Raw genomic sequence first — 26,796 nt, forward strand, 5'->3', positions numbered from 1 at the left:
AAGTAAAAAAGAAGAGGCTTCTGTATTCATTGATAATTTTTATGATATTCTGCAGTTGAGTGGACTATATGAATGATCATCATAACCCAGGCCACTTCTGAAAGGATAAGCCCCAGGTAGAACGTTAACCATGGGATCGAGAGTACTGCAGGTGCCTCAACGAATAACGCCTGAAAATAGTAAACCCACATGCCCACAAGCAGAATGGTTTGAGCAACAGCAAGTGTCATTCTCTTCAGGTTCATAAACATGAAAGGAGCCACTGTTGCCAATAACAGAAAAATAAGCACGATATCCATCGAAACCACCTCTTTAAGAGTGTCCCCTTATAGGCGTATTTCTATTATAAAACGGACACATTGAGGTTTAGCTTATAAACGAAAGAGTGTATTTTTTCGGGTGTACCTTAGGATCTTTCAGACAAGGAAAACATAAGAGATTAGAAAGAATATTCATGCTTACGAAAAAAGTAATTAAAGAAATGAATCAAATACTTAGGTAATATGTGAAAATCAATGCCTGCGAACACATTTGATTAAACATACCGAGGGCCAAAGTATTAAAGCTACGTTGTAAAAGATCTAACAGGAAAAAGGAGCATGCTACAAAAGTTGCCGAAATAATAAAAATTTTGAGTGAGAAAGCTGTGGAAGGGTAATCGACTCGTGGGTTAAGTAGTACTTGAGAATTCCAATAGCCAACTAATCTCGGCCGATCTTGGTTAGAGAATGGGAACTTAAACTTCTGATATACACCCATATCATTTTTTGCATACCCTACTGATGTACTTTGTATAGGAGGGTTTAAATGTTTATCATGTAAAAGAATTCAATGTGGAGCCAAAGTTTCTCGCCCTGATCCTGAGTATGCCAAAACTACAGGAAGTTTTGGGAGGGCAGTGGGGAGAAATATCGGTTATGATGCAATGCCTCATGCAAGGGTTAATGTTCGAAGTAATTAAAATATCGCGACCTACTTTTGGACATTGGGACGGAGGAAATTGCTCATGTGGAGATCCTTTCCACGTTAACCGCTCGCTTATTAGACGGTACTTCTCTAGAAGCACTGGAAGCACAGGAGAACGCCTATAAAACTGCCCCAGCGATAGCGGCTGTTCTTGGAGGGATGAACCCGCAACATGCTACCTTGTCAGGGCTTGGAACGATGCCATCTGACAGTGATGGTAATCGTTGGACAGCAGATTATATCATTTCAAGTGCAACCTCTTGGCGGATTTCAGGGCTAACCTAAATGCTGAGTCACAAGGACGCCTTCAAGTAGTCGCCTTTATACTATTTCAGATGATCCATTAGTCAAAGATACATTAAGCTTTCTTTTAGCTCGTGATACAGCGCATCAAAACCAATGGATAGAAGCCATTAATGAACTTGAACAGCAAGCTCAGGATGTTGTTGTTCCTACAACCTTTCCACGTGAAAAGGAATTACAGGCTGTATCGTATGATTTTTACAACACATCCAGAGGTCAAGAAGATGCTGCTGGACCTTGGGCACAAGGGGTTGCGCCAGATGGAGGGGCTCATTTAATTACGTGCCTTAACCTGTGCCTTATGGAAATAAAGCCAAGTTATCTCCTGCTCCAAAAGACGTTTACGATACTCCACCTTCCTACTAAGGGACAAGTGAAAAAGACATCCCAAATTTCTGCAGTATGATATTGATTTAAAGATCATTACGAACTATGCACTTTTGTTGATAGATATAAGGGATCCTACATGTTAATCAGGACTCACATGTAGGATCCCCTGCTTTTTCATGCAAAATTAATACTAAATCCTAAATTAATAACCAGCATCTAACATAATAATTTTGACATGAATAAAACCTATTAAGAGGAGGTGAACACAACCTTATGTTTGCTTTTCTTCAGCTTTCTGTTTCTCTTGTTCTGCTTCTAGCTTCTCTTCAGCTGCCTCTTGTTTCTCTTCCTTGGCCTCCTTCTTCTCTTCTTCAGATTTCTTAATCTTTTCATAACGCTGACGCTGACGGTAGCCATAAGTAGAAGCCAGAACAACCTCTTCATTTTCAAGAGCAGATCCCAGCGCACCAATGATGGTGGAGACACTTGTTGCAGTCCAAGCAATGTAGAAATAGTTGATATATCCTATACTTCCGGATAACTGAGATTCCAGCATACCCATTGGAATTAGTACGATGACGGCTACAGAAAACAGGAAGAATAATATGAAGTAATACATGGTTACCGTGAATAATAGCGTGAAAAAAGTAGCAGCATTGTATAACTTTCTTATATAATCGTTTCCTCCGTCGTTCCTTTTTTCCCATAACTGGTGTGCCAGAATGATCCAAATGACCATGGCCAATATGCAAATGATCGAAAGCATGAACATACGCCATGTGCTGTAACTATTACTGAGCTTCCATAACGTCGGAAAAACAAGAGCGTATGAACCAGTCGTAAAGGCAATAATGATGACCTTCATAAAAGCTGGAAACATAGACCACGGGCGGTTGGCACGCACCATTCCTGTCAAAATTCGTAAAGCACCGCTCATACGTGACTTTATAGTGAACCGAACATCGATCTTCGATTCATTCTCTTCCGGTGTTTCCCGTTGAATAGGAGACAGCATCTCAAATCCACGTTTTCCGACTAATCTGGTAGATTTTTTATTTTTCAACTCTTCGTGGGCGTCATCGTCTTTAGCCTGGATTCGCTGTTCTGCCTGCTCTCGGTCCTCATCTGAAACTCCATAGTACATCTCATTCACTAATTGTAAAATCGATTCACGTATTCGTTTGTACATGGCAGTAGACCCAAGGCCCGGAAGACTGATTAAGGCTACATTCTCCTCTTCAAATGCTTCGGCGACAATTGGCTTCTTCCCTTTGAATAACGGTAAGTCGGTTAGGCCTATCGCAAAATCCCATTCCTCCTTACTCTTTTTATCTAAAGTGGCTCCTATTACTTCTGATGAATTTCCCGTTCCTCCAGTAAGCGGGTCCTCTATATGTTCCAGATTCCACTCGTATTTTTCATCTACATAGTATTTAAGTAAATCGGGCAGTTCATTTTTTAAACTTTTTACTAATGAATTCGGATACCCCGGGGCTGTAATTAATCCAAGTGTTTTGGTTGATTGGCTCATCTCCCTTTACCTCTCCTATAGCTATCAATTTGTTCATTACTATATAACCATCATTTATTTTACCTAAACGTGGAGAGGAACAAGGTTGTACTACATACGGGCTTAAAGAGCCGGCCCTTTATGAATGAAGATATGTATGCCGAAAAGGCAAAAGGAACAGGAATCTACGGAATGTAGGTTTAATCCATACAGCCTTGGTTTCATAGCGCAAAATGACAGTAGGGATTGCCAAAAAGTGCTCTTTGATTTTCGATAAATCCCTAGTACCGTCGCCCAAACAAATTTATTTATCCATCAATTCCTCTAAGATGGTTTTAACAGAAGAGGCAGTTCGAATTTCCTTTTTTGTGAAGCCAGTCAAGTTAACCGCCTGTATAGCCATTTCTGTTGAGATACCACTTAAGCGCATTTCCGTTCCTAAGAAAGATAAAACCGATTTAAGCCTAATAATTCCTTCCATCTCAAAGTCCCTTAGTACGGTTAACCCTGACACATCAATAATTAATGTTTCAATGTTATCATTTCTAACGTAACTTGATACATCTTTAAAAACAGTTAAAAAACGCTCTTCACTCATTTCTCCAATTAATGGCAAAACCGCAATATCATCCATCAAAGGTACAATGGGAAAAGCCAAAGATTTAACTTCTTTTACGGATTCGTAATAGCTTTTCTCTATATTTTTACGATTGGTGACGTCTCGTTGAACCCCCACAAAATAGTGGCGATCTTCTTCCTCCATGTAGATGGGATCAACCGAAAGACTGTTCCAAAACTTCGTCCCATCCTTTTTGTAATTCAACAGTTCTACAAATACAGATTCATGATTTCGAATTCCTTCTCTTAGTCGATCTACTTCAGCCATATTCGTTTCTTCACCTTGTAGAAAACGACAATTACTTCCCATAATTTCTTCAAGGGCATAACCAGTCATGTCTACAAACCCTTGATTTGCATAGACGATTGGATTATCTTCTAAACTTGGATCCGTAATTAATACCCCAGCACGAGTGTAGTTAAGTGCTTCAATGATTACATTAATATTATTTAACATCTAATAGCCCCCTCCACCAATATACCATCTTAGCATTAATACGGAATAAACTTAAAATAAATAGTCCAAAAGTAAAATACATAGTCCCCACATTAGCTATTTTAAGATCATATAGTTCTTCCGTTAAATGGCCCGACCACATTACAAGGTCAGCCAGTCATTTCTGTTGGATTTTTATACTAGCGAGGACAATCAATAACATTTTGCTGCTGTTATCCAATTTTCAAATTTAGACCAGGCTCTATATTCTTAAAAGTCGATTATCCACAGCTTCCTAAGGGTACAATGATTAAAAAAAAGTGAGGTCACCTATGTTCACTACGCCTATTGCAAAATTACTGCGACTCTTTCCTAATCAAGCAAAAAAGAAGCCTATGATCCCCTTACAACAAGTAAAAATGAAAAAAGAAGTCATAGTTGAAACATCCGTTCAGCTTACCTATATATCTTTTTACTATCCTTTAGGAGCCGAAAAGGAGAAGCTCCCTGTCTACATCAACTTCCATGGCGGAGCATTCATAATGAATGAAAAGGAGATGGACGACCCTTATTGTCGCTTCCTGGCCAATCAGACAGGGTGTGTAATTCTTAATGTCGATTATGCAAAAGCACCGGAGTACCCTTTTCCAAAACCGATTGAACAGTGCTATGAAATTCTCAAATGGATAAAGAGAAGAGCGGATGATTTGAATATTAATTCGGAAAAAGTCATGGTGGGTGGACAAAGTTCAGGTGCAAATATCGCAGCCGCTCTCTGTCTTTACCTTGAAGATAAAGGGGAAAATCAGCCACTCCTTCAAGTGTTATCTTGCCCTATGCTGGATTTTGTAACCTCGCATGCAGATAAACCAGAACCAGATCAGTGGCGTTCCAGCCACCCTCAGGTCGCAAGTTTTTTTAACATGTGTTATGTACCTGAAAGAGAACAAGCCGAGCATCCTCTCGCTTCCCCTGTACGTGCTGATATCGGTAACCGTTTAGCCTCTGCCCTTATAATCATCGCAGAGTACGACGCTTTTAGACCAGAAGCCGAATTTTATACTGAGAAATTAAAGGCAGCAGGAATAATGGTTCAAGAAAAGCTATTCAAAGACTGTTTCCATGCTTTTACCCACCTAGGCCCGAAGGCAAAAGCTGAGGAGGCTTGGAACTTGATAGCAAGGAAAATCAAAGAAACGGTCGAATCCCTATGAAAATTGAAACACGAAAAGGTGCTAAACGGTTACATACCCTTTGGACAGTTCTTTTACAGGATCCCTTGAGTTTACAGCCGTGACCGAGTCGTCCATTCCTAGGTATTTAAAAAAAAACTTTATTATGGTTAGCGAAGGGTTCCTGTGCAAATCCAAAATAAAGAACCAATACATGGACAAAAATACCGCAAACCTCTGGTAGACATATCGCGAACAGTTCCCAAGGCCCGGTTTCGGAGAAGTTTTTTTACAAATAACATAAGGCACTTATGCCTATAAATTGAATGGAGGAACAACAAATGTCAGAAAACCATCAATTCTTCAGAATTTGAGTTTCCCTGTAATCGGAACGCCATTATTTATTATTAGTAACCCTAAGCTAGTGATCGAGCAATGTAAGGCAGGAATCGTTGGATCAATGCGTTGAATACTAGAACTGGATCCTTACTTGATGAATGGCTGGCAGAAATTACATAGGAGCTCGCAGCTTATAACGCAAAAAATCTAGATCGTCCAGCTGCACCATTTGCTACTAATCAAATTGTTCACAAGCCTAATAAACGGTTAGAACACGACATAAAACTGGGTGAGAAATATAAAGTCCCCATTATCATTTCTTCATTACTCTTTGAAGCTTATTTAGCATGGTGTTAATTTTTTTATCTTTTTTAGTCCTCCCTGTTGACCTTCCATTATCTGGTATTGCCTAATAAGGAAATTCCTCAAATATCAAAAATCCATATAAACATTGTTTCAAACAGTACGACGTTATTTTAAATCTACAGAAAAAAACACGTAGGTGGTCAAAATGTGACCACCTACGTGTTTTTCTTTTATAAAAGTCTATGATTTAGGGGTTAAATAGGTAACGCACTCCACATGTTCTGTCTGCGGAAACATATCAACTGGCTGAACGACTTTCGTCTCATATCCCCCATCCTCAAGCACACGCAAATCACGCGCAAGCGTCGAAGGATTACAGGAAACATAAACAATCCGCTCCGGCTCCATATCGAGCATGGCCTTCAACAATTCCTCGTCACAGCCTTTTCTCGGGGGATCGACAACAATCACGTCTGGAAGCAGCCCTTGGTTACGCCACCACGGCATGATTTCCTCTGCTTGTCCTACGTAAAATTCAGCATTATCCATCTTATTCAAACGCGCATTTTTCTTAGCGTCAGTGACAGCTTCAGGAACAATTTCGACTCCATACACTTTCTTTGCTTTCTGTGCTAAAAACAGTGAGATGGTTCCAATTCCGCAGTAAGCATCGATCACAGTTTCCCCGCCGCGCAAGTCAGCATACTGCAATGCTTGATCATAGAGCTTCTTCGTCTGTGTCGGGTTGACTTGGTAAAAGGATTTTGGTGAAATCATGAATTTGACGTCACCTATTGTGTCATAAATGTATTCATCGCCCCATAGAACGGTCGTTTCTTTTCCTAAAATGATGTTTGTCTTATTAGGGTTCACATTATGAACAACCGACTTCACGTTTGGAAAAGTTTCACGTAATTCGTCTATCAGTTCATCCTTATGGGGAAGTTTTTTCGTACGGGTCACGAGAATGATCATGATATCCTTCGTTGCTTGTCCTGTACGTACCATAATGTGGCGCAACACACCGCGATGGGATTCTTCGTCATACGCATCAATTCCCAGGTGGCTGGCAATGCGGCGTACGGATTCTACCATGCGGTCATTCATTTCATCCTGGATGACACAGGTGTCCATGTCGATAATGTTATGGCTGCGCTTTTGGTAAAAGCCTGTCATCAGCTGGCCATCTTCTTTTTGACCGACAGGGATTTGTATTTTATTACGATAGCGCCATGGGTCGTCCATACCGATTGTTTCGTGAACGGGGACGTGTTCCAAGTGACCAATTTTCTTCATGGCGTTTTTCACTTGATTGCGTTTCATGTCAAGCTGCATGCTGTAGCTCATGTGCTGCAGCTGACAGCCGCCGCATTGGTAGAAGACGTCACAAGGGGGCTCCACGCGGTCTTCACTTGTTTTGTCCACCTCCAGCAATTTGCCGAAGCCGAAGTTTTTCTTTACTTTTACCACTTTGACTTGAGCTGTTTCTCCTGGAAGGCCGTAGGGGACGAACAGGGGATAGCCGTCGACTTTTCCAACCCCACTGCCTTCGTGGGTGAGGTCCTCGAATGTAAGTTTAATGGTTTCATTTTTCTGTACGGGTGGCTTTGGTTTGGCCATGGTTTGATCCGTCCTTTTCTCATCATTGCTGTTTAAAGTTTACCATATCAAGGGATAAAATCATAAGCGACTAGTTTTCCTTCATCTAATGATACACATTTTTTGTATCGGGGATTGTATTTCTACAGAAAGGGGGAATGTTTGCTCTGGCACTACCTTCATAAGTGTCGTACCATTGCTAGCCTAGGGACTTGGTTAATTTGGGCAACCCCATTTCATCGTGCGATTTATGATAATCAGATCAACAAAAGACATTCCAAAGGCACGCCTCGTTGGTATGTCCTGGATGGTTATCTCTTTATTTGGCTCCATTCTTTCAGGGAAGAGTGCAAGTCAGAAAAAGGGATGATTACAGGAAGAATCGTCGTGCTAGGAATTGCATGTCTCACTGTCTTACTAGGTTATGACCGTGATAGTAAGGTGCTTGAGCTTGTAAGTTACTCATGGGCAGGATTTGGTGCTGCATTAGGTCCTGTTATCATTCTAAGCCTATTCTGGAAACGCATGACTGGAAGTGGTGCACTGGCCGGGGTTATTGCCGGTACAGCAACCGTCATTATCTGGAAGCAAGCTATCAGGAGTCATTTTCGAATTATATGAACTAGTCCCCTGCTTCATCCTTGCCGCTCTTGCTATTATTATCGTAAGCCCTTCTTGGTAAAGAACCACCACAAGAAGTTCAAACGGAATATGATGAGTACAAAGAAAAAATGGAAGATGCTTAATATTGACTATCATTACCCTGTTTCCCCTTCAGGTCACAGGAGTTTTTAGGCGCTAAAATAGAGGAAATGATTATAACATGACGAATACTATTAAGGATTGGAGCGAGCGTGATATATTTTGGAAAAAAGAATGAAGACCACACAACACAAGCAACTGGCATCATTACTTGGGCGCCTACCCCTTGCTCACTCGAAACGCAGCGACGTCCAAGAACAGTATTCCATAAGGTCGGCCGGCCACTCTGGAGAAACGACCGCCGATCATTTCCTTCAATACCTTCACTCAGAAGAATACCATGTTATCCAGGACATCCGCCTCTTCGACGGTATCCAACACTTTCAAATTGACTGCCTCGTCCTCACTCCTTTCTTCCTGCTCATCCTTGAAGTGAAAAATTTTCGAGGAAAACTTATCTTCGACTTCGAACACCACCAACTTTTCCGTATTTTTGAGGGCAAAAAAGAAACATTTCCAGATCCTTTTTTACAAGTAGAACACCAAAGTTATCAACTTAAAATGTGGCTAGACCAATTCAATTTCCCTGAGATTCCAACTCACTCATTTGTGGTGGTTACCAATCCCAAGACAGTCATCAAGACACATGGACCTGACCCAGAAGGACGAAAGAGGCGTATCATCCGCCCGAAACAATCCCCCTCGTCCGTGACAAGTCTAACATCCGTATTTAACAGGAAGTATTGGGATTTTCCACAAATAAAGACGGCAGCGAGTCGCTTTAAAAAAGAAAACCACGCCTCATCGCGGCCGTATTCTAGAAAAGTTTAATTTGACAACAGAGGATTTAGTAAAAGGTGTTCAATGTCAAATATGCAAAAAGTTCCCTATGGAGCGTAGGCGAGACCACTGGGTTTGCTGGTGGTGTGGGTTTAAATCGAAGAATGCTCACTTAGCGGCGTTGCGCGATTTCCAGCTTCTTGTGGGGGATGAGATCTCTAATGTGGAATTCCGGGAGTTCGCGAAAATCAAAACGGAATACATAGCGAGAAGAATTTTATTAGAAAATAGTCTAAGCTTTTCCGGACGCACGAAAGACTGAAAATATAAGCTGAAACCTGATATTTGAGAATCCAAGCTATTTATTTAAGAATCCTTCACATTATTTAAGAATCATTAGGCGTTATTTCAGATCACCTCAACTTATTTCGTAATCATAGAAAGTTATTTCAGAATCCTCATCTGAACGCCTCACCCCAGCAAAAACCTAAAAAAGCCATCCCCACATTTATATGCAGGGATGGCTTTTAGACTGATGACCGCTCTTCATCAATAATGCGCTCATCTGAGAATTTCTCTTCTGGGACAAAAAAGTCGATATGCTTGTAGAGATTAACGAATTCCCCTGGCAAGAGTCCTCCAAATTCTCCATCAATGTTTAACTGCATCTTTTCTTCCGTTTTCACTTTTACACGACTGGCGGTGGTATGAATAAATTTAGGATGGTTCAAATGCGTACCTTGAATGGCGAGTGTAGCAAGCCTTACAAATTCAGCAATGTTCATTTTCTCTATGATCATTAAATCAAATAAACCATCATTCATTTTCGCTTTTGGTGCCAACTTTTCCAGTCCGCCTACGGAGTTGGTGTTGGATACGAGGAAAAGCATAATATCACCTTTATACAGTCTCCCATCGTATTCCATTTCAACATAGGTAGGCCTCACGGATGGAAGCATTTCAATCCCTTTTAAATAATAGGCGAGTTGTCCAAGCATTGTCTTGAGCTTACTTGGGACTTCATAGGAAAGTTCAGTAATCTTTCCTCCGCCTGCAATGTTCATGAAGTATTGATCGTTAACACGGCCGATATCAAGTGGTGTTGAATAGTCTGCTAAAATAACATCGACAGCTTTATGAATATTACGCGGCACGTATAGAGCACGTGCAAAATCGTTTGTTGTTCCGACTGGAATGATTCCAAGCTTCGGTCTGAATGGCTGTTCAGCTACGCCATTGATGACTTCGTTAATCGTTCCGTCCCCGCCTGCTGCAACTACGACGTCAAATTTTCTGTCGACGGCGATTTGCGCTGCTTTTGTTGCATCTCCCGCACATGTTGTTGCATGTGTGGAGGTTTCATAGCCAGCCTGTTCAAAACGTTGCAGGATGTCAGGAAGGACTTTCCTGATCACTTCTCTTCCTGATGTCGGATTGTATATTATTCGGGCACGCTGCATAGTAAGCCCTCCTTCATCCAGGTATGCTCCACATTACATCATAGCTTTTTTTCAAGAATTTGCAAATACTTTTTTCTAACCATGCAAAAGCACGCATGGTAAGTGCGTGCTTTCTAACGGGAACTTTTTAGCGCTTGTCCATTTCTTCAAGAATGATTTTATTAACCATCGGCGGGTTCGCCTGTCCTTTTGTTTCCTTCATCACCTGTCCGACAAGGAAACCGAGTGCTTTGTCTTTCCCATTCTTATAGTCTTCGATCGATTGTTGATTACCATCGAGAATCTTGGTGATAATTTCTCTAAGCTGGCCTTCATCAGAAATTTGGACGAGTCCTTTATCTTTAACGATTTTCTCTGGATCTCCGCCTTTTTCAACAAGCTCGCTGAAAACCTTTTTGGCAATTTTAGAGGAAATCGTTCCATCTTCAATCAGCTTCGTCAGCTGAGCAAGTGATTGTGGGGTAAGGGCCAAGTCACTGAACTCTTTCTGCTGCTTATTCATATAAGCTGAAACTTCACCCATCAGCCAGTTGGAAGCTTGTTTAATATCTCCATCACTTGCAATCGTTTCTTCAAAGAAATCCGACATTTCCTTATTATTCGTCAGCACCATCGCATCATATGCTGGCAATTCAAGTTCCTCAATGTAACGCTTTTTCCTTGCGTCAGGCAATTCAGGAATTTGCTCGAAGATTCGCTTCTTCCAGGCTTCATCAATGTGTAATCGCACAAGATCTGGTTCAGGGAAATAGCGATAGTCGTCTGATCCTTCTTTCACGCGCATGAGAATCGTTTCTTTCGTTTGTTCATCATAACGGCGCGTTTCTTGTAAAATTTCTCCGCCAGTAAGAAGAACTTTTTCCTGACGCTTCTCTTCGAACTCCAGTCCTTTTTGTACAAAGGAGAACGAATTCAAGTTCTTAAGCTCTGTCTTCGTACCGAACTCCTCTTGACCAATCGGACGTAAGGATAGGTTGGCGTCACAACGTAGTGAACCTTCTTCCATCTTACAGTCCGACACGCCAGTATATTGGATGATATTCTTTAACGCTTCAAGGTATGCATAGGCTTCTTTCGGCGAGCGAATATCAGGCTCTGAGACAATCTCAACGAGCGGTGTCCCTTGACGGTTATAGTCAACCAGCGAATATCCATCGTCGCTATGAGTCAATTTACCCGCATCTTCTTCCATATGGAGACGTGTAATACCGATCCGCTTCTTCACGCCATCCACTTCAATGTCGATATAGCCATTTTCACCAATCGGCTGATCAAATTGGGAAATCTGATAAGCTTTCGGGTTATCTGGGTAAAAGTAGTTCTTCCGGTCAAACTTCGTATTTGTCGCGATTTCACAATTAAGTGCCATCGCTGCTTTCATAGCAAAATTAACGGCTTCTTCATTTAATACAGGAAGGACACCTGGGTAACCTAAATCAATCGGGTTGACGTTCGAGTTTGGTTCATCTCCAAACATGTTGGAAGATGGGCTAAAGATTTTGGAATCTGTTTTTAATTCAACATGGACCTCTAGTCCAATAATCGTTTCGAAATTCATGATTGTGCACCTCCAAGGGACGGGCGAAGTTTATGGAAGTCTGTTACCTGTTCGAAGGCGTGTGCCGTACGATAGACTGTGCTTTCATCAAAATGCCTGCCAATGATTTGCAGACCGATTGGCAACCCATCTGAGGATAAGCCGCATGGTACAGAAATACCAGGTACACCAGCAAGGTTGACTGGAATCGTTAGAATGTCGTTGGCATACATCGTTAATGGATCATCGATTTTCTCACCGACTTTAAAGGCTGGTGTCGGTGTTGTCGGTCCAATGATGACATCGTAGTCCTCAAGCACTTTGTCAAAATCGTTCTTAATCAAGGTACGGACTTGCTGAGCCTTCTTATAGTAAGCATCATAATAACCGGAGCTTAAAGCAAAGGTTCCAAGCATGATCCGGCGTTTTACTTCATCACCAAATCCTTCTGAGCGTGAGTTTTTGAACATATCAAGCATCGTTTCAGCATTGTCGGTACGCACACCGTAACGGACACCGTCAAAACGAGCTAGGTTGGCAGAAGCCTCAGATGAAGAAAGCAGATAGTACGTTGACACCGCATACTTCGAGTGGGGCAGAGATACTTCTTCCCATGTCGCACCTAATTCTTCATACTTCTTGAGCGCAGCTTGTACCGCTTCCTTGACTTCGAGAGTAACTCCTTCACCCAGGTATTCCTTAGGGACAGCAATTTTCAAACCTTTAACATCACCTGTCAAAGCCTCAGTATATCTAGGAACCTCTACATTCGCAGAAGTGGAGTCCATCTTGTCATGTCCGGCAATGGTTTCCAGTAAAAAGGCATTGTCTACCACTGTACGGGTAATCGGTCCAATCTGGTCGAGTGATGAAGCAAAAGCGATTAATCCAAAACGAGATACACGACCATATGTCGGCTTCAATCCTACGACACCACAAAAAGCGGCTGGCTGACGAATCGAGCCGCCTGTATCTGAACCTAGCGAGAATGGCACTTCACCTGCTGCAACAGCTGCGGCTGACCCACCACTTGAACCGCCTGGTACGTAGTCGGTGTTCCAAGGGTTACGTGTTGCTGTGAAGCTTGAGTTCTCATTAGAAGAACCCATGGCAAACTCGTCCATGTTTAATTTTCCAATTGTAATTGATTTTGCTTCGTTCACCTTTTGGACAACTGTTGCATCATAAAGTGGGTCTTCAAGATTACGGAGCAGTTGACTTGCTGCTGTAGTACGCAAGCCTTTAGTAACAATATTATCTTTCACACCAATTGGCAGACCAAATAGCTTTGCTGCATCATCACCGCGTTTATCATCAAGCTCTGCTGCCTGATTAAGCGCCTCTTCTTTATTCAAGGTCAGGAAAGCCTTCACTTGCTCATCGACTTCCTCGATTCGCTGGTAGGATTCATCTACAAGATCGGTAACGGTAATTTCTTTGTTATGTAGCTTCTCTTGAAGCTCACGTAGGGTATAGTCAAATAAAGCCATAGTTTATACTTCCCTCCTATTCCAAGATCGATGGTACTTTAAATTGACCATCTTGCTGATCCGGTGCATTTTTTAAGGCGTCTTCTTTTGAGATCCATTGTTTCGGTTCATCTTTACGCATCACATTTTGCAAGTCAAGGACGTGGGTGGTTGGCTCCACTCCTTCTGTATCAAGCTCATTCAACTGCTCAGCATACGTAATAATGTCATCAAGCTGTTTCGTAAATGTATCAGCTTCTTCTTCGTTGATTGAAAGACGCGCTAAGTGTGCTACGTGCTTTACTTCATCTTTGCTTATACGGGACATCTTGTTACCTCCATTTCGAACTCACATATTATATGATCATACCAAAAAGTTTATTTGATACGCAAACGGACTAGTTCACACCCTTACTATTTTAACATAAAAAGAACTCCCGAACGAAGTCGGAAGTTCTAGTTTTATAGATAGATTAACGTTGTTTCGCTGCCTCAAATTCCTCTATCACTTCTTTAGATGGTGTACCCATCATACTGACAACAATCGCTACAATAAGGTTCAAGAAGAAACCTGGAATCATTTCGTAAAGATTGAAAATACCACCGGTCAAGAAGCCGCCCCATACCATAACAGTAACAGCACCCACGATGATACCAGCAAGCGCACCGTTTCGTGTGAAGTTTTTCCAGAACAGCGCTAGGAGGATAGTCGGACCAAATGCGGCACCGAATCCAGCCCACGCATAAGATACAAGGGCTAATACTGAACTATCCGGGTTTCCGGCAATTAACACTGCTATAAGTGCAATCACTGCTACGGCTAAACGACCAATCCATACGAGTTCACGCTCTGAAGCATTTTTACGGAAGATCGCTTTGTAGAAATCCTCTGCCAGTGCAGAAGATGATACAAGCAGCTGTGAATCAATTGTACTCATGATAGCAGATAGAATCGCCGCTAGTAGAATACCTGCAATAACCGGGTGGAACAGAAGTTGAGAGAATGTAATGAAAATCTTCTCAGCGTCAGCCAGCATTTGAACGCCGCCCTCACTCATTACTTCGACACCAAAGTTCTCAAGCCCACTTACATCCTGTGTAGCTACGAATGCTAGTCCGAATAAACCTGTTAAGATAGCACCATACATTCCGATAACCATCCAACCAGTCCCGATCAAACGGGCTCTTGGAACATCTTTAGCAGAACGCAGAGCCATAAAACGCACCAGGATATGTGGTTGACCAAAATAACCTAGCCCCCAGGCTAAAGAGGAAATAATGGCCATGGCCCCCACGCCTTGAACCATATTTAAGTGAGCTGGGTCAATTTGTCCAACAGCATCGATTGCAGCACTCCATCCGCCTAACTCAGATACAGCTACGACTGGTACAGCAATCAAAGCTAAAAACATAAGGATACCTTGAACAAAGTCCGTCCAGCTTACGGCAAGGAAACCGCCAAGGAAAGTATAAGAAATTGTTACGATTGCACCAATCCATAAAGCCTGCGTATAACTTAACTCAAATGCAGCCTCAAACAGCTTTGCTCCAGCAACCATTCCAGAGGAGGTGTAGAATGTGAAGAATACAAGGATTACAAATGCAGAAATAACACGTAAGATATGGGAGTTATCGTGGAAACGATTCTCAAGGAAATCGGGAACCGTAATGGAATCTTTCGCTACCTCCGTATAAACACGCAGAGGACGAGCCACAAACTGCCAGTTTAAGTACGCACCAATGGAAAGACCTACTCCAATCCAGGCTGCTCCTAAACCGGATGCATAAATAGCACCAGGTAAACCTAATATAAGCCAACCACTCATGTCGGAAGCGCCGGCACTTAGTGCGGCTACCCCCGGTCCTAAACGACGACCACCTAATACATAATCAGATAAATTGCTTGTTAGTCGATATGCGGCAAATCCAATAAGCAGCATACCAATCAAATAAACGATAAAGGTAATTAACGTTGCTATACCCATGTTTTGTTATTCGCTCCTTCCAGTAAATAGTGTGATAATTGATAGTACGATTAATAAAGGCATTGGTACGAACAACCAAAACCATGTTGCTCCTGAAAGTGAAAATTGCCCTGCTGCAGTAGCTAGTTCAAACATGAGTGTCACCTCCATTTTTTATTATACACTTCTATGCAATTTTTATATAATTCAGAATGCCTGTGTTGACAGCATAGAAGCGGAAAAAGCCAAACACAGATACCACTATATCATAGTATATTTGTCTGAACATTGCAAAAGTTATCATAATAACTTTCGTCACGTATAAATATGCATTCTCCTTACATATATACCAAAAAATCTACCATATAAATGATATCTATTCATAAAATTTCATAAAAAAAAGTTTAAGGTTTTATATTTCCTGATGTAACCCAAAACGTTTGACCTACTTATTATGTCCTATTCATATAAAAAACCTCTTTCTCTCGTTAAATAGAAAGAAGAGGTTTCTAAGTAATTTCTACAGCATAGGCTATGGTTAGGAACATGAAGTTAGATAATTGCGCGAAAAAGAGATTAATTGCACATAAAACCATCTTATTGCACATTTGAAAGAATAATTGCACGAAACAGTCACTTTATTGCATATTTCCATTTTGCGAAATAAAAACCGCGATGTCTGCTATCACATCGCGGCACGGATTAATCATAAATGTAGACAAAAGGCTCTTTCTTACCCGGTTCTTTCACAATCAAGCTTTCTTGTTGGTCCATACTGTTAATTCTCACTTGTATAGCGTAATGATCCTCGAACATTTCCATCACAAGACTATATACATACTGCGTGAATCCTACGACCTCAGATTGTGATCGGAATTGGATTGGAATATCAATTTTAACCCTTTTTAGTTCTTCATCAATATAAAATCCATTCGCAATCATCCCTACAAAATTTGGGAAGTAATCCGAGACCTGCACTCGAAAGTCAGAGAACAATTTCGAATCATCGAAGTGATGCTCCTCTGCTTCGTCTGAAGGAAAGAGAACATAATCTTCATTTATTTCTTGCCAATCACTTACTTGGTTTTCAGAAGCCTCTACGTAGGTTTTGCTTAAAAAATTCCCTGGTGATTTCGCGTTATCTCGTTCCTCTTCGTAAATCGCAAAAACAATTGGTACTCCTTCCAGCTCTTTTTTGTTACGAAGACGCTCTAAAATGATGGCTGCATATTCTTTTCCTTTTGCTAATAATTTATCAGTAGACAAGTTTTCTGTGTATTCCCGTCCATGAGCAGTAAAATTATATACAGTTCTCATGGAAATTCCGATGGTGACCCCTGCCACTTCGACGACATTATCTTCTTTTCGAACTAGATAGTCTTGTTCGATAATGTTTGAGATATAGCGCGGGTTATTACGGAACTCTTTTTCTGAAGCCTCGTCTTCATTCAATTCAGGGTTCAGACCCTTAGGGTTATCCTCTGATTTGCGAGACAGCCAGTTCAACAGCTCAGCATCTGTCAACGTCTGTCCAGGCTGAAAATAATAATCATCTGGACTGTAGTATTCTTTGGAATGACGGCGTAAGCCCTTCTCAAATGCTGCTATGTCTAATCGATTATCCATTTGGTTTGTTGTTACACCAGGTGCTGCCGAAACCTTTGCACTATCTTCTGTCAAAATCATCCGATACGTATCATCAGATAAACTATAGTTCGGTATAATGGCTGTTTGATTATTGCTATCGTCTTTTGTTTCTCGAACGACTTCATCCGTATTATCATAAACGGGTGTACACGCGCTTACAAGAAGCAAGCTACTAAGTAATAGTGCATGCAGCTTCTTCATTTATTCCACTCCCTATTAGAGGTTCGTTCAAAAAGTCACCAAATGAAGAACGAACCTCTAATTCAGCAACTTTTGAACGTTCATTGTTATATTAAAGCTTTCGCAAATTCGCCTTCATTCCAGATCTCAACACCGAGCTTCTCAGCTTTTTCATACTTTGATCCTGCATCCTCGCCAGCAATTAATAGATCTGTGTTTTTACTGATGCTGGTGGTCACATTACCGCCAAGGTCTTGAACAATGTTCTTCGCTTCAGAACGGGTATAGTTCTCCATCTTCCCAGTGAGCACCACCGTTTTCCCCTTAAACGGCGAATCTTCAGGCCCATCATTCTTCCTTGGCCCCTTATACTCCATATTTAGCCCCAGCTGACTCAACTCTTCCATTAACTGGATGACCTGAGGTTTAGCAAAATAACGTGCTACAGAATCGGCCATTTTTTCACCAATTTCCGGAACTTGTACGAGGGTTTCTTCATCAGCATTCATGAGCTGTCCCATCGTTTCGAATTCTTGGGCAAGAGTATTAGCTGCTTTCGTTCCGACATAACGTATCCCTAAACCAAATAACAGCCGCTCTAATGATTTTTCTTTAGAATCTTCAATGGCTTTCAACAAATTCTGTACTGATTTCTCACCCATTCGCTCTAGTTTCAGCAGCTCTTCTTTTTCTAACTTGTAGAGATCAGCGATTGTTTCAATCAGCTGTTCCTTAAACAGTTGGGCAATTACTTTTTCCCCCAGCCCTTCAATGTCCATCGCGTTTCTTGACACAAAATGAATCAATCCTTCTCGGAGCTGTGCGTTACAGTTAGGGTTGATACATCTCAGTGCCACCTCTTCATCAAGTCTTACCAACTTACTTTCACACGCAGGGCATTGTTCCGGCATATGATATGGTTCTTCTTCATCCGAACGCTGATCTGTCAGAACGCGGACGACTTCTGGAATAATATCGCCGGCCTTTTTAATCACAACGGTATCACCAATCCGGATATCTTTTTCACGAATTAAATCCTCATTGTGTAATGAAGCTCGCTGCACAGTTGTTCCGGCCACTTTGACGGGATCAAGGATGGCTGTCGGTGTGACCACTCCCGTTCTCCCTACACTTAATTCAATTTTATTAAGCTTTGTAACCGCCTCTTCCGCTGGAAATTTATAAGCCGTTGCCCAGCGCGGACTTTTCGCTGTAAAGCCTAGTGCCTGTTGCTGGTCCAAGCGGTCCACTTTAATGACGATTCCATCAATTTCATAATCTAAATCCGGTCTTCTTTCAACCCAGCTATGAACATAGTCGATTACTTCATCAATATCGTTACACTTTTTCCACTCTGGGTTTGTTTTTAAGCCAAGTTTTTTTAATTCCTGTAAACGTTCACTATGAGCGCGTGTGGATTCATCCTGCCATCGCCCCACCCCATATAGAAAAATATCCAAATTACGTTTAGCGGCAATCTTAGGGTCAAGCTGTCTTAGTGAGCCTGCTGCGGCATTTCTCGGGTTGGCGAACGGCTCATCTCCGTTACTTTCGCGCGTCTCATTCAAGGCAAGAAAGGACTTCTTTGGCATAAAGGCTTCACCGCGAACCTCAATCGTTTCAGGCTTCCGTAAACGAAGCGGGATACTGCGTATCGTACGCAAATTCTTGGTAATATCTTCACCCGTTGTTCCGTCACCACGTGTAGCTCCCTGCACCAGAACCCCGTCTTCATAGCGTAAAGAAACCGCAAGACCGTCAATTTTCAATTCGCAAACATAAGTGACTTCTTCTCCTGTCCCCTCGCGGACACGACGATCGAAGTCACGAAGCTCTTGCTCGTCAAAAGCATTGCCCAGGCTGAGCATGGCCACATTATGCTGAACCTTTTGAAAGGCATCAAGCGGCTCGTCCCCTACTCGCTGCGTCGGGGAATCTGCTGTGACAAGATCCGGAAACTGTGACTCCAAGTCAAGCAGCTCCCTCATTTTTTGGTCATATTCATAGTCTAAGACAGACGGATTGTCTAGAGTGTGATATTCATAATTATATTGATCAAGCTTTTTGCGAAGATCTTCAATGACTTCTTGTGCTTCGTTTGGACTCATTGTCACTACACATCCTTACGCTTTCGTTATCGGTGCAAATCGGGCAAGCAGGCGTTTAATTCCGGTTGGTGCAGGGAAAGCAATATCAAGCTCCATGGCGTCACCTTCCCCTTGAACTTTAACAACAGTGCCTTCGCCCCATTTTTTATGTTTGGCTTTGTCCCCCGGCTGCCAGGCAATTTTTTCGCCACCTGAGGAGTCTTTTTCGATCTTTTTCGAGGCACGTTTCGTCGGTTGTTTCTGAGTTTGAGATGGAATGGATGGTGATTCGCGTTTCTTATTGAAAAATGGCAGTTCTTCCCGTTCATCTTTCCCATCAACGAATTCCTTAGGGATTTCGTTGATAAAACGGCTGATTGGATTCATATTCGTCCGTCCATATAGTGTGCGCATTTTTGCGTGGGTCATAAACAACTGGCGCTCCGCACGGGTAATTCCTACGTAGGCAAGACGACGTTCTTCTTCCATTTCATCTTCATCCATTAGCGAGCGGCTGTGCGGAAATACGTTCTCTTCCATCCCGATTAGAAATACGACAGGGAATTCAAGCCCTTTTGCAGAGTGAAGGGTCATTAGTGTAACTGTATCATCACTCGTCGGATCTTCATTCATTTGGTCGATATCAGCAATCAGAGCAAGGTCTGTCAGAAAAGCGACAAGCGTTTTATCTTCACTATTTTCTTCAAAATTTTTCGTTACGGATTTGAATTCTTCGATGTTTTCTAGACGGCTTTGCGCTTCAAGACTTTTCTCATTGCGGAGCATCTCTTCATAGCCTGTTTTTTCAATCACTTCTGCAACCATATCTGTCGCTGATAAAAACTCTTGCTGCTGTGTCCAGTTTCTGATCATCGTATAGAAGTTCATGATTGATTTAGCCGCTTTCGCACTTACGCCCACAAAGTCAATTTCTGCCGATGCTTCATAAAGAGAAATATCGTGATCGGTTGCATAGGCCTGCAGCTTGTCAAGACTCGTCTTCCCAACACCGCGCTTTGGTTCATTAACGACACGCTGGTAGCTTAAATCGTCATTTGGGTTGGCAATCAATCGCAAATAAGCGAGCAAGTCTTTGATTTCTTTACGATCATAGAACTTTGTACCGCCGATCATTTGATAAGGGACTCCTGCTTTTACAAATGTTTCCTCAATCGTACGGGACTGGGCATTTGTCCGATACAAAATCGCGACATCTTTATATTGAAAACGTCCGTTGCGAATCAGGTCTTCAACATGATCTGTTACAAATAACCCTTCTTCCCGCTCTGTCCCGGCTTCATGGTATTGAATTTTATTCCCACCGGTATTATCAGTCCAAAGATTCTTCGCTTTACGGCCGCTGTTGTTGCCGATCACGTTGTTTGCTGCGTTTAAAATTAATTCCGTTGAACGATAATTTTGTTCAAGCATAATTGTCTTTGCAGTAGGATAATCTTTTTCAAAGGAAAGAATGTTTTTAATATCTGCCCCGCGCCAACCATAAATCGATTGATCCGAGTCGCCAACAACACATAGATTCTGATAGCGACTCGCTAAATAACTGACCAGCTGGTATTGGGCATGGTTCGTATCCTGGTACTCATCGACATGAATGTACTGAAAACGGCGCTGGTAATTCTCGAGAACTTCGGGAAGACGTTCAAACAGTGTCAATGTCTGCATAATTAAATCATCAAAATCGAGTGATTGATTCTTTCTCAATTTCTTCTGATAGCCTTTGTACACTTCTGCAATCTGTTCTTCATGCATGCTTGCTGCTTCACGCACATAATCTTCTGGTGTGAGCAGCTCATTTTTGGCATTACTAATCGCTCCGAGCATCGCACGCGGATCCCATTTCTTAGGATCAAGGTTCAAATCTTTTAAAACCTGCTTGATCACAGAAAGCTGGTCACTTGAATCGAGAATAGAAAAATTACGATCATACCCGATTCTGTCAATGTCTCTGCGCAAAATTCGTACACACATCGAGTGGAAGGTTGACATCCAAATTTTCTCGCCCTCAGATCCAACGAGGGCTTCGACACGCTCCTTCATCTCCCGTGCAGCCTTATTCGTAAAGGTAATCGCCAATACATTACGAGGGGCAACATCCTTCTCATTAAGTAAGTAAGCGATTCGGTGGGTTAATACCCGGGTCTTCCCGCTTCCGGCCCCTGCCATAATTAAGAGCGGTCCATCGGTATGGGTCACCGCATTTCGTTGCTGTTCGTTTAATCCTTTAAGTAAAGGGTTTATTGCTTGCGTCATGTGGACACCATCCTTTTCAAAATTGAAAGGTTCCTAGACCTAAAACGCACAAGCGCAGTGTTTCCGTTGAAGGGTCGTCCCCTGTGGAAGCGAATCACTTATGCCGCAAAGGTCTACCCCTCGAAGCTAGATCTCATTGGTAAAAAAAGCATGCTTTCTCTTATTCTTTACAAGCCTGTACTGTCTCAAGTGCGGCTTGGATATTTTCATATAGGATATCACCAACGACAATGACGTCGGCGTGTTCCTTCATTTGCTTCGCCTCGGCAGCAGAACGGATTCCTCCACCATAAAATAACATAGTATCGTGCAGCTGTTCCGCCGTCTCACGGACGAGGTTTACATCGCCATAACGACCGCTGTATTCGATATAAAAAATTGGGAGATGGAACATGTGCTCGGCCATTCGAGCATAAGCGATCACGTCCTCCTGATCAGGCAGCGTACAGTTGGTTGCTTGAAAAACTTTGGCCTGTTCATTCATGACACAATAACCTTCGACGAGCATGTCACTCCAGTCGATAAAATCTCCGAATTGCTTTACCGCCTCGTGCTGTACATCGAGCATGAAGCGTTTCTCCTTACTATTGAACACCATCGGAATGAAATATCCATCAAACTCAGGCGAAATAGCATGGATCGCTGAAACCTCAAGTACACAGGGTATCTCATAAGCTTGCACTCTCATCAACAGTGCAACCACATTCTCGTATGTGATGCCATCTGTTCCGCCAATGATGACTGCATCCGTTCCAGATTCGCATACTTTCTTAAGGCTGCTGTCAGACAAGTGTTTATTCGGGTCTAGTTTAAAGACATGATTCCATTCATTCACATTATAATCCACCGCACATATTCCTCCAAAAACCTTTTATCCATTCATATATTATAGCAAAGATTCCCTGCTAGAACGAAACCATATCCGATCATTACTGTGAAAAAATATAGATGTATCTTTGAAATAAAGATTAATCAAAAATACTTTAAAAACCCATATGTTGCCACAAATAGAAAGAACCCATTTGGAAAAAATTGTTCAAAATGGATAGCTTTCAAACAAATATAAATTGGATTCTTATAAAAAAGTTTGATCAATTTATAGCTGTGATCTTCAACAATAGGAGTAAGGTTCCGTATTTTTTAATAAGAGGATGAGGGTGGGAAACCACTCGCTCGTATCCACGGGGAAGACGGCAAGTCTCCTCGGTCTCCGACATCCGGGGTCTCGCCAGCCTTTCCTTTCCCTCAGGAGTCTCGCAGTTCTCCATCCCCCATTTCGATAATGAGATCACCGGGACCATCTTAATAAAAATCGGAGGCGGTGTCTTTGCGAAATTCTTTTGAATAATTGTGTTAATAAACAGCAAATGGAAAGGTAATTTCGAAATGATTCCGAAAAAACATATGGCAAGGGGAGATGGGGAAGGGCGAATACAGGGTGAGACCCCGCAAGGCAGCAGCCTGAGGAAGCTCACCGTACTCCCACGGAAAGCGACTCCTTTCCTTCCCTTCCCCTTCCCACTCAAGCATCTCGGAATAGAGTCTTCAAGATAACAATTATTTCAAGTTTCTATATTTCCCACAAGAAGTTACTCAATTCAATGGACCGATTGCTTAAGGTTAATGGTAATTCTTTTCCGGTGCAACTTTTTTTATAAACGGTACGACTTTATTTCAAATCCACAATAGAGAGAGTTTTCTTGGAGAATTCGGAAAATACTCATAAGAGAACTGCAAGAATTTATAGTTATCAATACATAAAAAAGACCGCTTCCTTTAATAGAAGCGGCTTTTTTCCACTATACTTGTTATTTCGTTTTATTAGCTTGTACGCGATCGAGCGCCTGTGTATAAGCATCATTTCCATAATTCAAGCATCGCTTCACACGTGAAATCGTTGCAGTTGAAGCTCCTGTTTCTGTTTCAATTTTATGGTACGTAAATCCTTCCCTTAACATGCGAGCGACTTCAAGTCGCTGTGCTAACGATTGAACTTCATTCATTGTAGCTAAGTCATCAAAGAATTCGTAGCACTCTTCTACGTTCTCTAATGATAGAATTGCTTCAAAAAGCTGGTCTAATGTTTTACCGCGTAGTTTATCAATTTGCATGATGACATCCCTCCTTTTACTCAGCCGTAACGATGCCTGGTTGGTCTGGAACGATGTTCACCCACGTCTTCCCAGGAACGAAACTGACAGCCTCACCGTCTTTAAAGGGTAGAATTCTACCACCTTTATTCTTCCATTCTACCTCAATCATTTGCCCTTGTTGTACTAAATAACCTTCACCGCCCGACTTTAAATCAATCTCACGGCGTCCTGCATCGTCGACGACCTGATGCTCTGTTTTTACAATAAACACATTATCTACGGCAACTCGCTCGTTTGTCTCTTTTTCTATTGTCGGCTCACCATCACTTGAGCGTTTATACTGTCCGCTTTCTGGGTCATAAGTATAGCTTACCGTTTCAAGCTCATCATAGGCAACCCTTACCTGCTGTGCTGACTGTCCATCAAAAGCAGGCTTGTCCGCAAACGGCAGCGGCTCCACTTCTTTCGAGGAATCATACCCTTTTTTCTCAAGTAAGGCATCCAACCCAGAAGTTAATAGATAGGAATTGTGAGGAGCCTTACGATCTGTTGACCGCTTAAACAGCTTTCCATCATTATCGTGTAGTGCTCCATCTGCAAAGTCAATCCCACTGTCTTTAACCATTTCGTTTATAAAAGCCGCTGCCCCGTGATAGACATATAGCGCGTCATAGCCACTTGCTAATTTAAAATAATACGGACGAGCACTTCTCACTGGTCCTACGACCTCTGGAATTTCACTATGAAACAAGGCAAGGAAACGGGTAATCGGCCCTTCCGCTAACACTTCATAGACGATATCCGCTTTACTTAATCCCGTCTGTGGACGGGCATCACTATGGTTATTCACCATCACAGAAAGGATACGATGATCAACCAGCCCGTCGGCAGGCTCACCAGTCAAGGGATAAACATTTTCATCACTTGTCTCTGTTGCTTCACCTTTGCCCTCTTTTTCTATCTTTGTCTCTTCCTTGTCCTGATGCTCCTGCTTACTATCATCCTCTGCTGAGTTCGCACAGGCTGTAAGGACGAACATGATAATGGCCGCCAAAATTAACCAGACAATCTTTCTCACTAGAGCACTTCCTCTTGCACCTGTATATTCTTCTTTATTTTAACGCATCATCGCAGGATAGAGTACCTCTTTCTTTTTCACATCCATAATTCCCTTTGGTGTAATTCTAATATAAGGGAGATGCATCGATGATAGAAACAGCAAGGTGTAAACAGGGTCCCCGAAGACGTATCCATAAGAGTTTAGGTGCTCTCTTAGTCTATGCTCTTCCTCTATTAAAGATGACATGGGCATATCTGCCATAATTCCACCAAGCGGCAGTGGCAGTTCATAGACAATTTCACCCTGATCGGCGAGGACGATACCACCGCCAAGCTCTTTCATCCGCTCAAAGGCAAGCCTCGTATCCTCTCGTGAATTTCCTATTAAAATAAAGTCTCCGGTATTAGAATAAGAGCTTACAAGACCACCGAGTGAATCGGTAAATCCCTTTAATAATGTATTGACCTGCCATTTTCCGTCTCTGTCTAGTAAAGTAAGAAAGGCTTCTCTCGTTTCAGGGGGCAAACGATCTACCGATGCGTCATTATCTATCGCGTATGGCTTCATAATAACCTCATTCACCATCTCCATCCCAATCGGCATCGAAAATTGCAGGTCATCAGCAGTCAATTCCCAGTTAATATCAAGTGGGGCGACACCGTTTTCTTCCCAGTGAACTTCTTTATGTCTTGCCACATCGTTATGATCACGCTTCACCCATTCCCCTTTTGCGATTACAGAGTGGGGAGTGGGATCAGTTGGATCTGACAAGAAGTTCAAGTGGGCTACTCGACCGGACGCAAGGCTTCCAATCCGGTCTTCGAGGCCAAAATGACGCGCTGGCTGATAGGACCCCATCAAATAGGCATCAATCTCAGGGATACCTGCCTCGATAGCAATTTTTATACAAACATTGATCAATCCTTCACTAAAAAATCCGGGGGTAGATCCATCCGTTGTGTACATCAACTTATCAAAATGAGTGAGATTCTTTTCCTTCAGCCCTTTTAAAATGTCAGGCAAATCCGGTCGTATCGATGAGTAACGCAACCCCGTTTGATACCCATGCATCAATCGATCCATCACTTCATCTGCCGTCATGGATTCATGTTCTGAATCAAGTCCAAGCAATTTCATCTTCACCAATGTTTTCCATGATGCGCCAGGCAAATGACCCTCAAGCGGCTTTCGGGAACGCTTCGATTCCTGCATCCAATGAAGCATTTGATCATCGCCCCCATACAGCACATCAGGCCAGGCTGTCAGTTCTCCACCTTGAATGACTGCATCATGATTAAGCCAGGATAGCACCTGATCATCGAAGTCAAACTGATCCTCTTCCTGCAGGGCAGACTGTGAGTCAAATCGAGCCCACCAAAACACAGAAGCAGATAATTTCGCGCAGTCTTCAAGCAAAGAAAACGCTTTCTTTTTGTCTGTTAAAAAAATCCACATTAAGTTATCATTTATCAGTGTTGTTGTTCCCGTTTGGACAGCATGCACTGCTAAGCTGAGAGGGTTATATAACTGATAAGGATGCACATGCGGCTCAACATAGCCAGGGACAATATAACTCCCTTGCCCATCAATGATTTCTGTTCCTTCCGTAAGAGGAGGAAGCTCTGGGCCAGAGTAAATGATACGATCCTCATAAATCCATATATGACCAGTCATCCATTGTTTTAAGTAGACATTTAAGTAGGTTGTATTTTTTACTAGTTTGGTCGGCGCAAGTTTACCTTCAACGACGGCTACGTGTTCACGCAACTGTCTATTACGCCAACGGAAGCGTTGTTCATTCACTCGAGAGCCTCCTTCATTCATTTTTTCTATCTTAACACACGTGAAACAACTTCGCGAAGCAAAAAATACTGTGTAAATGAGTGTTTACACTTAAATCTTGAGTAGTTAGGTTGGACTTTGTCACATTTACGTGGAAAAGCGAGCAATTTGAGCAAAATCTGGTG

20 protein-coding genes and 2 pseudogenes are annotated in these 26,796 nt (G+C 42.2%); 5 read left to right on the plus strand and 17 right to left on the minus strand.

Features of this window, described 5'->3' with window-relative positions; all coding sequences use genetic code 11:
• Positions 1 to 26 precede the first annotated feature (26 nt).
• Complete coding sequence (locus MUO15_RS10620; RefSeq protein ID WP_079527979.1) at positions 27 to 299, minus strand: spore morphogenesis/germination protein YwcE; 273 nt, start codon at positions 297 to 299, stop codon at positions 27 to 29.
• A 494-nt stretch (positions 300 to 793) separates the two neighbouring features.
• Here MUO15_RS10620 and MUO15_RS10625 point away from each other — a divergent pair.
• A pseudogene (locus tag MUO15_RS10625) lies at positions 794 to 1,635 on the plus strand (manganese catalase family protein).
• A 235-nt stretch (positions 1,636 to 1,870) separates the two neighbouring features.
• Here the strand turns inward: MUO15_RS10625 and MUO15_RS10630 are convergent.
• Together MUO15_RS10630 and MUO15_RS10635 are read right to left on the minus strand one after the other, a co-directional pair.
• Positions 1,871 to 3,130 carry an MFS transporter gene (locus MUO15_RS10630; protein ID WP_245035746.1) on the minus strand — a complete coding sequence of 420 codons (1,260 nt, stop codon included), beginning with the start codon at positions 3,128 to 3,130 and terminating at the stop codon, positions 1,871 to 1,873.
• 283 nt (positions 3,131 to 3,413) lie between these two features.
• Positions 3,414 to 4,184, minus strand: coding sequence for a YtvA family blue-light photoreceptor (locus tag MUO15_RS10635; protein WP_245035748.1), 771 nt, complete (start codon positions 4,182 to 4,184; stop codon positions 3,414 to 3,416).
• Positions 4,185 to 4,495: 311 nt separating this feature from the next.
• Between MUO15_RS10635 and MUO15_RS10640 the strand changes: the two genes are divergently transcribed.
• Both MUO15_RS10640 and MUO15_RS10645 read left to right on the plus strand, forming a co-directional pair.
• Entirely contained in the window at positions 4,496 to 5,377 is an 882-nt protein-coding gene (locus MUO15_RS10640) for an alpha/beta hydrolase (protein ID WP_245035749.1), read from the plus strand.
• Between the two features lie 280 nt (positions 5,378 to 5,657).
• Positions 5,658 to 6,001: pseudogene (locus MUO15_RS10645) on the plus strand (nitronate monooxygenase); the annotation flags it as partial.
• 219 nt (positions 6,002 to 6,220) lie between these two features.
• Here MUO15_RS10645 and rlmD read toward each other — a convergent pair.
• Complete coding sequence (rlmD, locus tag MUO15_RS10650) at positions 6,221 to 7,600, minus strand: 23S rRNA (uracil(1939)-C(5))-methyltransferase RlmD (protein WP_245035751.1); 1,380 nt, start codon at positions 7,598 to 7,600, stop codon at positions 6,221 to 6,223.
• 141 nt (positions 7,601 to 7,741) lie between these two features.
• On the opposite strand from rlmD, the gene MUO15_RS10655 reads away from it, so the two are divergent.
• A complete protein-coding gene (locus MUO15_RS10655; protein WP_245035753.1) occupies positions 7,742 to 8,200 on the plus strand; it encodes a sodium:solute symporter family transporter in 459 nt (152 codons plus the stop codon).
• Positions 8,201 to 8,455: 255 nt separating this feature from the next.
• A complete protein-coding gene (locus MUO15_RS10660) occupies positions 8,456 to 9,112 on the plus strand; it encodes a nuclease-related domain-containing protein (protein WP_245035755.1) in 657 nt (218 codons plus the stop codon).
• Between the two features lie 476 nt (positions 9,113 to 9,588).
• Here the strand turns inward: MUO15_RS10660 and MUO15_RS10665 are convergent, their stop codons facing one another.
• The 13 genes from MUO15_RS10665 to MUO15_RS10720 all read right to left on the minus strand — a co-directional run bounded on the left by MUO15_RS10665 (position 9,589) and on the right by MUO15_RS10720 (position 26,632).
• Complete coding sequence (locus tag MUO15_RS10665; RefSeq protein WP_245035756.1) at positions 9,589 to 10,521, minus strand: diacylglycerol kinase; 933 nt, start codon at positions 10,519 to 10,521, stop codon at positions 9,589 to 9,591.
• Positions 10,522 to 10,648: 127 nt separating this feature from the next.
• Complete coding sequence (gatB, locus tag MUO15_RS10670; RefSeq protein ID WP_245035758.1) at positions 10,649 to 12,079, minus strand: Asp-tRNA(Asn)/Glu-tRNA(Gln) amidotransferase subunit GatB; 1,431 nt, start codon at positions 12,077 to 12,079, stop codon at positions 10,649 to 10,651.
• The gene (gene gatA, locus MUO15_RS10675; protein ID WP_245035760.1) at positions 12,076 to 13,548 is read right to left on the minus strand and encodes an Asp-tRNA(Asn)/Glu-tRNA(Gln) amidotransferase subunit GatA; all 1,473 of its coding nucleotides are present in this window, start codon (positions 13,546 to 13,548) and stop codon (positions 12,076 to 12,078) included. The genes gatB and gatA overlap by 4 nt, the downstream gene beginning before the upstream one ends.
• A 16-nt stretch (positions 13,549 to 13,564) precedes the next feature.
• Positions 13,565 to 13,855 (minus strand): Asp-tRNA(Asn)/Glu-tRNA(Gln) amidotransferase subunit GatC, encoded by a 291-nt coding sequence (gatC, locus tag MUO15_RS10680; protein WP_245035762.1) that lies wholly within the window; start codon positions 13,853 to 13,855, stop codon positions 13,565 to 13,567.
• A 145-nt stretch (positions 13,856 to 14,000) separates the two neighbouring features.
• Positions 14,001 to 15,512, minus strand: a complete 1,512-nt coding sequence (gene putP / locus MUO15_RS10685) for a sodium/proline symporter PutP (RefSeq protein WP_245035764.1) — start codon at positions 15,510 to 15,512, stop codon at positions 14,001 to 14,003.
• A 6-nt stretch (positions 15,513 to 15,518) separates the two neighbouring features.
• Positions 15,519 to 15,647, minus strand: coding sequence for a hypothetical protein (locus MUO15_RS21660; protein WP_255822127.1), 129 nt, complete (start codon positions 15,645 to 15,647; stop codon positions 15,519 to 15,521).
• Positions 15,648 to 16,193: 546 nt separating this feature from the next.
• Positions 16,194 to 17,339 carry a CamS family sex pheromone protein gene (locus tag MUO15_RS10690; RefSeq protein ID WP_245035766.1) on the minus strand — a complete coding sequence of 382 codons (1,146 nt, stop codon included), beginning with the start codon at positions 17,337 to 17,339 and terminating at the stop codon, positions 16,194 to 16,196.
• Between the two features lie 86 nt (positions 17,340 to 17,425).
• Complete coding sequence (ligA, locus tag MUO15_RS10695) at positions 17,426 to 19,426, minus strand: NAD-dependent DNA ligase LigA (protein WP_245035768.1); 2,001 nt, start codon at positions 19,424 to 19,426, stop codon at positions 17,426 to 17,428.
• A gap of 15 nt (positions 19,427 to 19,441) precedes the next feature.
• On the minus strand, positions 19,442 to 21,676 hold the full coding sequence (pcrA, locus tag MUO15_RS10700; protein ID WP_245035770.1) for a DNA helicase PcrA: 2,235 nt from the start codon (positions 21,674 to 21,676) through the stop codon (positions 19,442 to 19,444).
• Positions 21,677 to 21,836: 160 nt separating this feature from the next.
• Entirely contained in the window at positions 21,837 to 22,523 is a 687-nt protein-coding gene (locus MUO15_RS10705) for a heptaprenylglyceryl phosphate synthase (protein WP_245029174.1), read from the minus strand.
• Positions 22,524 to 23,484: 961 nt separating this feature from the next.
• Entirely contained in the window at positions 23,485 to 23,787 is a 303-nt protein-coding gene (locus tag MUO15_RS10710) for a YerC/YecD family TrpR-related protein (RefSeq protein ID WP_244751631.1), read from the minus strand.
• A gap of 16 nt (positions 23,788 to 23,803) precedes the next feature.
• Complete coding sequence (locus tag MUO15_RS10715) at positions 23,804 to 24,847, minus strand: DUF3048 domain-containing protein (RefSeq protein WP_245029176.1); 1,044 nt, start codon at positions 24,845 to 24,847, stop codon at positions 23,804 to 23,806.
• Between the two features lie 39 nt (positions 24,848 to 24,886).
• Positions 24,887 to 26,632 (minus strand): adenine deaminase C-terminal domain-containing protein, encoded by a 1,746-nt coding sequence (locus MUO15_RS10720; protein WP_245029178.1) that lies wholly within the window; start codon positions 26,630 to 26,632, stop codon positions 24,887 to 24,889.
• Between the last annotated feature and the right edge of the window lie 164 nt (positions 26,633 to 26,796).

It is taken from the genome of Halobacillus amylolyticus (assembly GCF_022921115.1).
GTDB lineage: Bacteria > Bacillota > Bacilli > Bacillales > Halobacillaceae > Halobacillus_A > Halobacillus_A amylolyticus.